Raw genomic sequence first — 9,527 nt, 5'->3', positions numbered from 1 at the left:
ATAGATGTTACTTGGAATCACTGCATTGCTAGAAAGCCCCATAGAAATAATGTTTCCATAAAACTCCCCTGCTTTGATTAAGCGGTTATCTTTTACACTTTGATTCATTTCATTGATTTGACTTTGTTGGAATCGCATTTGTTGTTCATTTTGACTAGCAGTGTAAGCAAACTGCATTGCAATTTGTAACACACCTAAATACACCTGTGAATAAAGCTCTTGGGTCATCCCAGACTCTTCATAATGCTCTTTTAAAATCGGTTTTAGATTGTGCATTATCCTTGTTAATGCGTGGTTACCTCTTTCAATCACATCTTCGACTGCATTGCTTTGTTGCGCGCCCCTTGTTAGGATTTGTGCATTTTTCCAAGCTTGTGTAACTGCATCATTAGCTTTTCTTTGTTGTATTTTTTCTTGTGCTTGTTGTTGTAAGTTTTTCTGCCTTGCTCTGCCTATTCTTAATCCCATCCCTAACTCCTTTGCTTTTGTAAGTTTTGTACTTGTGTTTTTAATGCGCCAATCTCTGCGCTAAGCTCTTGGATTTGTGCTTTTAACTCCTCTATTTCCTTTGGATTTATCTCTGCTTGTATTGCTTTTTTTGCGCGATTTAAGCTAATAGCTAAAAACTGAGTTTCATTCATTGGTACAATCCTTTGCAATTTGCTCCACTTCTAAATAATATTTGCTTAAAGCCTTATGCGATTCAAAACTTCCATTTTCTTTTGGTTTTTGTGGAAGCTCTAAATTACATTTAATGGGAATAAAAACTTCTTGTGTTTGTATCTCTACAATAGGTTTAGCGCAACTAATAAAAAAACACGGGATAAATGCAAACAAAAGAAAGTTAAGAAAGATTTTTGTAGAATGCTTTGTGAGGTTCGCTTTAAAGAGGGTCGGAACCTCCTTAAAGTAATTTATAGCCTCGTAAGAGAGGTGATAAATATGATTAAGCTTGCAATAATAATTATACTCCTTTGTCTTATGATAGTCAAGGCGTATTAATTGTAGGGTAGATTTGCTTCTACCCTTATTGCATAACCCTCTTTTCATTTCCCAAGCTCCTTAAACAATTGCTTATAGCCTTTTAACTCCGCTTCACAACTAGAATCCTTGATAATGATTTTATCCACTGCGCTTGTATCCCTTTGTGTTGCTTGCACCTGCATTGCTTTTAAGGCAGCATTTTGTTCATCCAATGCACTTTGTAGGGCTTGTGTGTTTTTTGTTGCAATTTGTAACGCAACTTTTAAATGCGCAATTTCCTTTAATGCGTTTTGGTAGAGCCATCCTAAAACAAGTACAATAAAAACAATGCTTCCAATCCCATAGTTTTTAAGATTCATTTTATCAATCTCTTTTTACAATCGTCTTTGTAAATGCAGCTGCATTTATCAAGCATACAGCCTTATTTTATAGGATTGCCTCTTAAGTTACTGCAATAACTTAGGGGCTTTTTTTGTTGGACGGCGGGTATCCTAAAATAAGGTTTTATATGCTTGAAGTTTTATTCCTTTAAAGCCTATTATTGCACTTTTAGAGTTTCTAATCTTGCAATAAGCTAGCCACGCATTGCAGTGCGTGGTTATTTATACTCCCACCTTGCTTTCTTACCCCTTGTGTCTAAATGCACAAAGCCGCCCATTGGATTGTCTTTATTGATTTTAACAGCAATGCCTAAAGGTTTATCCCCAAACATTTTAATGCAATGGTGATACACAATCTGTGTGGCCACACCTTCTACTCTAAAATCCACTGCACTCCCAATTGTGTGTTGTGAAGTCTTTGCTCCACCTACCTTTGCATTGTGTTTTTCACAGCGATAGCCGCTATTAATCAACACTCTATTCCCAAAAAACTCTCTAATCTCTACAAGCAAATCAATCAGCTCATCACTTGGCACACCTTCTGGTATCTGACATTTGCCGCATCTGCATTTAAATTCACTTGCTTTAAAATAGGGATTGTGTTTCATAATTTCTCCTTTTGTAATTCTCTCTCAATCCTTGTTAATTTATCCAAGCCATCGTGGTAAAGCGCATCAATCCTATTTCCAATAAAGCCTGTAACTTCTTTGACAGAATCGGATTCTCTTGTGCTAAACTCCTTTAGCATTTCAAAGCTATGGCGCATCATTTCATTGCTTTTTTCAATGCTTATAATCAAAGTCTGAATCTGTTCATAAATCTCACGCATAGCACCGCAATTTGCCATTGCGTGTTTGAATAAAAAATAATTCCCAAGCAGTGCAATGCCTAGCATTATAAAGCTAATTCCAATGATACCTAGCGTTTCAATGCTATTGACTAAATCCATCGCAGAATGCATTTGCTCAAGGCTTAAAGCTTCCATTGCTTAATCCTGCACTGCTAGCTTCAAAGGGATTCTTTCAAACTTCACTTCTTCTAAGGTAAAGTCAATTTGAATCTTGTTTAAATCCTCTATGCTTTTTGCTTGCTCAATGCTATCGCTAAAAGCCTGCTTCATCCCTAAGAGTTTTGCACCTTTTTCTTTGTAGCCTGCCGCTTTCTCTAGCACTTTAGACGCAAGTGCTCTTAAGGTTAAGCCCCTTTGTTTTGCTAAAATGCTTAAAAAAGGCGCGTCGTTTGGATTATTGCCTGCATTAAACGCCCTTGCTTCTGCTTCTTGTGTAGCCCAGCTTAGCATTTCATTGGTATTTGGCTCACCAACTAAGCCTTTTAAAGCTAAACTAAAAGCATTCTCTAGTGTCTCTTGCATCTGTGCTTTTGTGCGCTGTAGTGTTTCTGCCTTATCCGCTTGGTATTGTGCAAACAAAGCTTCATCCCTTTGCATAAAAGGCGCATTTAAAGTGCTGTCTGATTCTATGAAAAAATAATCCCCATAGCTTCCTAAAATCTTAAACTCCCCCTCTCTTAAGGTTTGTATGTTATCAAAATGGATTTGGTATTGCATTTTTCTCTCCTTATAAAACTCTATCTAAAATATTAAAGGTAGGCCATCCCGTGTAGATTCCATTATCCTTTTTTAGCACATACGCATTGTTAGTGTTTAAATGCCCTGCAATTTCTATCACATCACTTGCTACTTTGTAATTGCTTAGATTGCTTTGGTTATTCCCAGATAAAACGCGAGGGTTACCCCAGATAAAAACTTCTCCGCTTCTAGTTAAAACAATCACGTTTTGTTGCCCTCTTTGCTCACTTGTATTGCACAAAGTAAAATCCACTACATCGCTTCTTAGTGTGCTAAAAGTGTCTGCATTAGCATTTAAAGAGTGCAGCTTCCCATTTTCTAAAAGGCAAAGATGCCGTATCTTTTTCTTAATGGGTGAATCAAAGCTAAACAAATACGCATTGTTGCTTGGTTTATCCGTGTTACAAATGATTGCCTGATTGTCTTTTAATTGAAAGACGATATCATAGAAGCCGCCAAACATTTTCACAAATTTATCCCCTGCAATATCCTCTTTATAATCGCTTGTTAATTTTGGAAACGAGGAAATTCCATTTTCCACTGGATTAAGCGTTAAAAGATTATTCCCAAGGCAGGATAAAAGCCTCCCATCTTTTTTTCTAATGAAAAACCCATAATAGCTCCCATTATAGTAAAGGATAAAATCCTCTACATTTTCTGTAAGCATTCTAAAAATATTTGTGCCGCTTGTGTAGCCTGAAACATAAAGCTCTCCATTCTCTAGCAAAACTGCCGTACAATAAAAGCAGCCTTGGAATTTTTTAATCGGAGCTCTAAAGGGGCTTAGCATTGTAGGGCTTGCCACAGCATTGGCGTGTCCTACACCTAACATTCCGCTATGGTTATAACCCATCACTAGCATTTTTGTTCTATCTTTAGTGAATCCAAAGTAGTTTAAATACCCACAAATCATATGCGTGATTTTATGCTCACTTATATCAAAGCTTTTTACAAGCCCCTGACCATTATTTTGCGCATAAGAAAAACCCCAATGGCTACCTCCAGTTCCTAAAAAGGTTAGCCTTTTGTAATGCAAATTCTTTTCCATTTGCGTAAAGTCTGTCCATCCACAAGGGCGAAATCTAGGAATTGCATCGCTTGTTTGTGCTTGCTCGCTTCCCTCTGTTGTTTCTACTGCTTGTACATCCTCACTAAGCGCATTAAACCCCTCTTCCACTTCTGCAAAACAAAGCCCTTGTTGGAAATACGCATCAGGTAAGAGTCGGCGTTTTAGCTCCTTGCTTTGGCTTGCTTGCTTTGTGATAGCCTTAATCCTTTCAATGCTTGCAGTCATTGTCTTTAGCATAGCACCTGTAATTTGCGCACTCTTTTGCTTAAGCTCCTCGGCTGCTTCTGTAGCCCTCTCTTGGAAGTTAGTTTGTTTAATCTCCTCTATCTTTGTTTCTAACTCCTGTATTTTTGCATTCAGCTTTGTTTCCATTGCCTGCATTACTTGTTCATCGACTCCGCCTTGTGCTTGGATTTGTTGCAAGGCGTCGCTTAAGGCTTGGTTAATCCTTTCCACACTTTCACTCTTAAGTTTTTTCTGCCCCTCTAAAAGACTAAGCGTGTTTAAAACAAGATCATTAAGCTTTGCATTCACGCTTTTGAAGGTTTCATAATCCAATGTTGTCTCAGCCATTTCTCTCTCCTTGTGTTAGATTTAATAGTTTTTGTAACATCAGTGTAAGGCTAATGTTGTGTTCAAGCGTTGCTAAAGAATGGTTTGCTAAAAGGCGATTAACCTTTTGCTTGCTTGCTTCAAGCTCCACTTTTAACTCCGCAAACTCTCTTAAAAAAGCATCCGTATTAATAAGCCTTAGCTTTTCCTCCACTTCTGCTTTAATCTGCGCATACTCTTTTTTAATTTCTTTATAATCATTGGCTTGTGCATCCTTTTGTGCATTAAGCGCACTAAGCAAAGTGTTGAAGTTGTTTTGCATTGCTTGCTTTTGTGCTTCTACCCTTTGCTTTTCTTTTTGCATTTCCTCTTGGACTTGTGCTTCTTTTTCTTGTAAGAATTCTAAAAACTTCTCTTTGTAGTCTTGTGTTTGTTCTGCCTTTAGCGTTTGGATATCCTCCCTTAAAGACTCCACAAGTTTAAGCGCATTAGGAATCACAATCCCACCTTGCAAGGTAACATCCTGCTGCGTTTCCTTTGTGAATTCTACAACCAAAGCAATTTGCTCCTGTGTTGCTGCGCTTACATTAAGCAGGCTTTGTGTTGCTTGCTCTAGTGCGTCTTTTAAGGTTTTGTTTAAATCCATAACTTTTTGTATTTTTTCAAATGTTGCATCCACCATCTCTATCCTTTCAATGCATTTCCATCGCTTGCAATAATCACTTTGTTTTGCGCGATTAAATCCTTAAGCTTTACATTCTTAACTTCTTGTGTAAGAATCAATAAAGCATTCTCTTTTTCCGTAACAAAGCCAACACCCCTTACTCCACTGACTTCTTGTTCAATGCTTGAAACAATTTCAAAGGGATAATGTTCAGGCTTAATGCGCTTATCGACTAAACTTCTAAATAGCATTTTAAACTCCTTGTAACATTGCACAATACACAACAATGCTAGCGTTTTCAAAAGGAGCCTCTGCAAACTCCACACTTAAGCCATCCTTGCTTAAGGTAAAATCTACTAGCAGTCCTTCTAAAAACACTTGCACTAAACTTTTATCCTGCAAGCAAAAGCCTTTAGGAAGTGCAAAGCTTGTTGTCTTTCCATCACTAACATACGCTTCCCTCCCAAAGCTAACACCTGTTTGGTAGTTTGTGTTTTCTTCTAAGATAGAGACAAACACATCACCGCCGCCATCTATTTTTGTTTCTATTGCTTGATTTGCTAGCAAATAAATTCCATTAATCTTTGTAGCCACTCCTTTAAACACCACACCTAAAGTTGCTCCTGCACCACTTTTAAGGGTAATGGTTACTTCGCTATCCTTTTGTGTAGGGCTTACAAACACATTGCATTCACTTTTAAACGCACATTGTGTTCTAAGCGGAGATTTTCCATAAGCATTTCTAAGCATTTTCTAGCCTTTCTTTAAAGTTAAAAATAAAATTTGCCGTCTTTTTAAAGCAATATCCTCTTCACTCTTTGCCACACTCTTTAGCACTGCATTAATCTTATTTTCTTGTGCCTGCATTTGTGCATTGAAGTTTTGTCTCTCTTCTATTAAAAAAGACAGCACTTCTTTTGAAAAGTTTTCGTGATAAAACACCATTGCATTCCTTAGCAAAGAATCTTGTTCCATTAAAATGCGTTCAGCCGTGTTAATGTATTGCAAGGCAGTGAAAATGTTGTATCTAAACTTATGCACTTTGCCTGTTGCAAGCGCAGAATTTAGCTTCTCTAAAGCGTGCATTCCTGCTTCTAGGGAAGCGTATTTTTTTTGTAGGTTTTGTGTGTTTTGCTCTAGGATTTGCAAATGCTCTTGTGTGGAGTTTTCAATGCGCGCTTGGTAACTTTTAAGTGCTTGGTCTAAAGAATCACTGACACTTACCTTTAAGAGTAAGGCTTTGCTTTGTAGCTGGCTAATCACTTTGTAAAAATCCCTTACATAGCCATTAACTGCTCTTTTTGCAAGGCTTGCTTGCTCCCTTAAAACCCTTGAATTTTGTAGCTTTGCATTCTCTAGCTCCCTTTGCATTGCATTTCTAGCACTTGCAATTTCACCATTTAAGCCAAAGATTGTGTTTTTTGTGAGGGTAAAAGCATTCTTTAAGCTTTCAAACTCTGTTTTAGAAACACTAAGGCTATCTAGTTGCGTGTTTAATTTTTGGCTTAAATGTGCTAATAACTCTTGGTATTTTTCACCAAGCATTAACTCATCTAAAACCTTAGAAAAAGCCATAATGCTTGTAGAATCCCTCTTTAGTGTTTCTCTAATTAGATTTTCTAAATCCAATTTCTTAAGAGTGCTAGTTAGCGCATTAAATTGTTCTAAAGAATTACAAACCCTTGCATACTCCTCCCTTAAGCTATGCAATTGCCTTAAGCCTTTTTCAAACTCCTTTGCTTGTGTGTTTGCAAGGCTTGTGCTTGCCTGCATTTGTGCTTGCAAATTTTGCACTTGCTTTGTGTTTTCCTTTGCTTGTGTAAGATTCTCTTGCGCACTTAAAACTTGCGCTTTAATCTCTGCAATCTGCAAGCGACCTTCTTGCAAAATGCTTTGTGATTTTTCCACTTCAGCCTTAAAGCCTGCATAGTTTTTTAGCACTTCTGCTACAAGTTGTCTAAAGCTTGTTACTTCCATTGCAATCCTTTAGCGTCATCTCTAAAAGCAAAGTGTCTAAAGATTCTAAAACATTTGCGTAATAATCCTCTGATACAAAAGCCTTGTGCATAAACGCATCCTGATGGTCTAAGAATTCCTCAATGCGATTTTTTAAGCTATTGTTTAATGCAATAGGCTTGCACAAAAACTTATCCAAAGCTTCCATAAACTCTTTTTCCCACGCAATCTCTAGGGTTTGTAAGCTTTCCTTTGTTGTGTAGTATTCTAAAGTTCCAGCATTTTGTGCCTTAAGCCTTAATTCATTGTTAGAATAATTCCTAAAATGCGCACTTCCAAGCACTGCTTTAAACATTAATAATAGCCCTCCCATAAAACACTCTCTTCTCTTTGCAAGCTTTCAAAACTGCTAAAGCGATGTTTATCAAGCTCAATGCGATAGAGCTTTTCATACAAAGGGCGTTTTTCAAATGTTGCAATTTGACTTGCTAGCTTGTAAAGCAAGGCAAGCTCTAGGGAATCATCTAGCAAAATCTCATCGTCTAAGCTTTGTGGAATCACAGGCTCTCTAATGCAATACACATTATCTAACTGCCTTAAAATCGGATAGCGGTTAGGGTCTTTTGTTAAAAGCACAATAGGTGTTGTCTGCATTGCAATATCGCGCAAAGAAAACTTCAGATTATTTTTAATGTAATCCAAATCCTCCTTTGCCTTGCCCTCACCAGCTAGCAGCATTCTTAGTTGTTTTTCTAATTCACCTAAAGTCATTCCCTAACCTTTTTTCCCTTGCACTTGTATTCAAACATTTCCACTGCTTAAGCCCACCTTTAAGAGCCTTAAACCAAGTCTCTTTCCCTTGCACTTCCCTTTAAGACACTTGCCTTTAAAATCTTAGAAGCAATAAGGAAAGAATTGCTTGCAATTCAAGGTTCTCCTTCTCTTGTTTCTAAGATTTATAAAGGGAAGTGTTTTTACCTTATTGTGCGCAAGCTTTAAACCAAACATCTTTACCTTGCACTTCCCTTTAAGACACTTCTCTTTATTCTCAGAAACAAAAAAAGTAAGATTTTAAAGGCAAGTGTTTTTATCTTACCTATGCTTGCCTGCTTCACTTCAGCCCCACACCAATCACAAAGGCATCTGCATTTCTAACAATCAGTGTTGATTCAGTGTGAAAAGCAAATCCCTTAGAAGTCCTGCCTGTTTCATAAGGCTTATGCGTTGTAGAAATCAGCAAGCCATTTTTCATATACTCAAAATTCCCTGCTAAAAGCACATCACCCAAACCATACTGCTCACTTAAAAAGCGATGCAAGCGCACTTCTACCACACCAAAATCTGTATCAAGTGTGCTAATGGTAGGCGCAAAGCCTTTGTCTTTGTTGTTTGTTACACGGCTTCCAAAGTCGCTGACAAACTTATTAATCTTATGCTTTAGCTTGCTTCCAACAAACAGCGTCCTAGGCGTCTCTCCTTTTTTCCAAATGTTTTCTAGTGCAAGCATAAGCTTATCCCAAGTCAAATCACTTGCCTGCCCTTGCCAGTCATTGCTTGTATCAAACGCACAGATGTTTCCGCGCCATCCTTTATCAAACGCATCCGCTCCCTTTGCTAAGAAGTGAAAAATCCCTGCACTCTTACCGGGGTCTGTTTGTGCGTTTCTAATATGAGGCTCACTAAAAACATCCGTCTTTGCATCACTTGGATTGTTTCCAAGTCCAAAGAAACTAAACTCAATATCTAGTGCGTGCTCCTTTGCTGTTTTTCCGCGTAAATAATTCTCTTGATCCACCCCGCCATAAGTTTTAACCGCTTCTTGTGTGTCTGTAATTTCATATTGGCTAATGTGTTTTTGCACTGCATTGAAGTTTTTTTGCACACTTGATTTTGGAGTGTCTTTAGCATATTCATAAAGCTCAGGCTTAGCGTCATTCTTAGGCTCTCTTAGTGTGTCAATATGCCAACTGTGTGAAATGTTGGTTACATTTTCTGAACCTATCATTGATAAAATCGGCGTATCGCTTGCGCCAATTTGCACAATCCCCTCATAAACCGATGGTACTAACCCCGTCCTTTCTTTGGTTTTTGCGTTGTCAAATTCCGTAGTTGTAATCGCCATAGCAATCCTTTTTGTAAAATTTTGAAGGATTTTAAACTTTTTAGCGATTCAAAAACTATACTATTTTTGAACAACTGCATTCAAAAATAGACAACTTTTGAATGATTTTGCTTAAATATCACTAAAATTTACAACACTAATTCTTACACCAAAGCTACTTTTAAGCACAATTCCCTAAAATTGCACAAAGAAAATGGAGTAAAAAAGAAAAT

General features: G+C 37.6%; 15 protein-coding genes. All 15 read right to left on the bottom strand.

Translation table 11 applies throughout. The annotated features are described in order from the left end of the window. A partial coding sequence (locus tag MRZ19_RS01560) for a hypothetical protein (RefSeq protein WP_291029659.1) occupies positions 1 to 468 on the bottom strand: 468 nt, incomplete at its 3' end. Positions 469 to 470: 2 nt separating this feature from the next. Then, entirely contained in the window at positions 471 to 641 is a 171-nt protein-coding gene (locus MRZ19_RS01555) for a hypothetical protein (RefSeq protein WP_291029657.1), read from the bottom strand. Continuing rightward, positions 634 to 1,050: a hypothetical protein gene (locus tag MRZ19_RS01550; protein ID WP_291029654.1), complete on the bottom strand. Its 417-nt coding sequence runs from the start codon at positions 1,048 to 1,050 to the stop codon at positions 634 to 636. Before MRZ19_RS01550 ends, MRZ19_RS01555 begins: the two co-directional genes overlap by 8 nt. Beyond that, positions 1,047 to 1,343 carry a hypothetical protein gene (locus MRZ19_RS01545; protein ID WP_291029651.1) on the bottom strand — a complete coding sequence of 99 codons (297 nt, stop codon included), beginning with the start codon at positions 1,341 to 1,343 and terminating at the stop codon, positions 1,047 to 1,049. Before MRZ19_RS01545 ends, MRZ19_RS01550 begins: the two co-directional genes overlap by 4 nt. Positions 1,344 to 1,582: 239 nt before the next feature. Beyond that, positions 1,583 to 1,972, bottom strand: coding sequence for a D-Ala-D-Ala carboxypeptidase family metallohydrolase (locus tag MRZ19_RS01540; protein WP_291029649.1), 390 nt, complete (start codon positions 1,970 to 1,972; stop codon positions 1,583 to 1,585). After that, positions 1,969 to 2,349 carry a hypothetical protein gene (locus tag MRZ19_RS01535; RefSeq protein WP_291029646.1) on the bottom strand — a complete coding sequence of 127 codons (381 nt, stop codon included), beginning with the start codon at positions 2,347 to 2,349 and terminating at the stop codon, positions 1,969 to 1,971. Before MRZ19_RS01535 ends, MRZ19_RS01540 begins: the two co-directional genes overlap by 4 nt. A gap of 3 nt (positions 2,350 to 2,352) precedes the next feature. Beyond that, entirely contained in the window at positions 2,353 to 2,931 is a 579-nt protein-coding gene (locus tag MRZ19_RS01530; protein WP_291029643.1) for a hypothetical protein, read from the bottom strand. Positions 2,932 to 2,941: 10 nt separating this feature from the next. Then, positions 2,942 to 4,594, bottom strand: a complete 1,653-nt coding sequence (locus tag MRZ19_RS01525) for a hypothetical protein (RefSeq protein ID WP_291029641.1) — start codon at positions 4,592 to 4,594, stop codon at positions 2,942 to 2,944. Beyond that, complete coding sequence (locus MRZ19_RS01520) at positions 4,587 to 5,255, bottom strand: hypothetical protein (protein ID WP_291029639.1); 669 nt, start codon at positions 5,253 to 5,255, stop codon at positions 4,587 to 4,589. The genes MRZ19_RS01525 and MRZ19_RS01520 overlap by 8 nt, the downstream gene beginning before the upstream one ends. A gap of 2 nt (positions 5,256 to 5,257) precedes the next feature. After that, positions 5,258 to 5,488, bottom strand: a complete 231-nt coding sequence (locus MRZ19_RS01515; RefSeq protein WP_291029637.1) for a hypothetical protein — start codon at positions 5,486 to 5,488, stop codon at positions 5,258 to 5,260. A gap of 1 nt (position 5,489) precedes the next feature. Next, positions 5,490 to 5,987, bottom strand: a complete 498-nt coding sequence (locus MRZ19_RS01510) for a hypothetical protein (RefSeq protein WP_291029635.1) — start codon at positions 5,985 to 5,987, stop codon at positions 5,490 to 5,492. Positions 5,988 to 5,990: 3 nt separating this feature from the next. After that, a complete protein-coding gene (locus MRZ19_RS01505; RefSeq protein WP_291029633.1) occupies positions 5,991 to 7,214 on the bottom strand; it encodes a hypothetical protein in 1,224 nt (407 codons plus the stop codon). Further along, on the bottom strand, positions 7,195 to 7,548 hold the full coding sequence (locus MRZ19_RS01500; RefSeq protein WP_291029631.1) for a hypothetical protein: 354 nt from the start codon (positions 7,546 to 7,548) through the stop codon (positions 7,195 to 7,197). The genes MRZ19_RS01505 and MRZ19_RS01500 overlap by 20 nt, the downstream gene beginning before the upstream one ends. Next, a complete protein-coding gene (locus tag MRZ19_RS01495; RefSeq protein ID WP_291029628.1) occupies positions 7,548 to 7,964 on the bottom strand; it encodes a hypothetical protein in 417 nt (138 codons plus the stop codon). The genes MRZ19_RS01500 and MRZ19_RS01495 overlap by 1 nt, the downstream gene beginning before the upstream one ends. Positions 7,965 to 8,304: 340 nt before the next feature. Then, positions 8,305 to 9,315 carry a DUF5309 family protein gene (locus MRZ19_RS01490; protein WP_291029625.1) on the bottom strand — a complete coding sequence of 337 codons (1,011 nt, stop codon included), beginning with the start codon at positions 9,313 to 9,315 and terminating at the stop codon, positions 8,305 to 8,307. Positions 9,316 to 9,527: the final 212 nt, after the last annotated feature.

It is taken from the genome of Helicobacter sp., assembly GCF_022770205.1.
In the GTDB taxonomy this organism is placed as follows: Bacteria; Campylobacterota; Campylobacteria; order Campylobacterales; family Helicobacteraceae; genus Helicobacter_D.
This window is presented reverse-complemented; position numbering and strand designations above follow the sequence as displayed.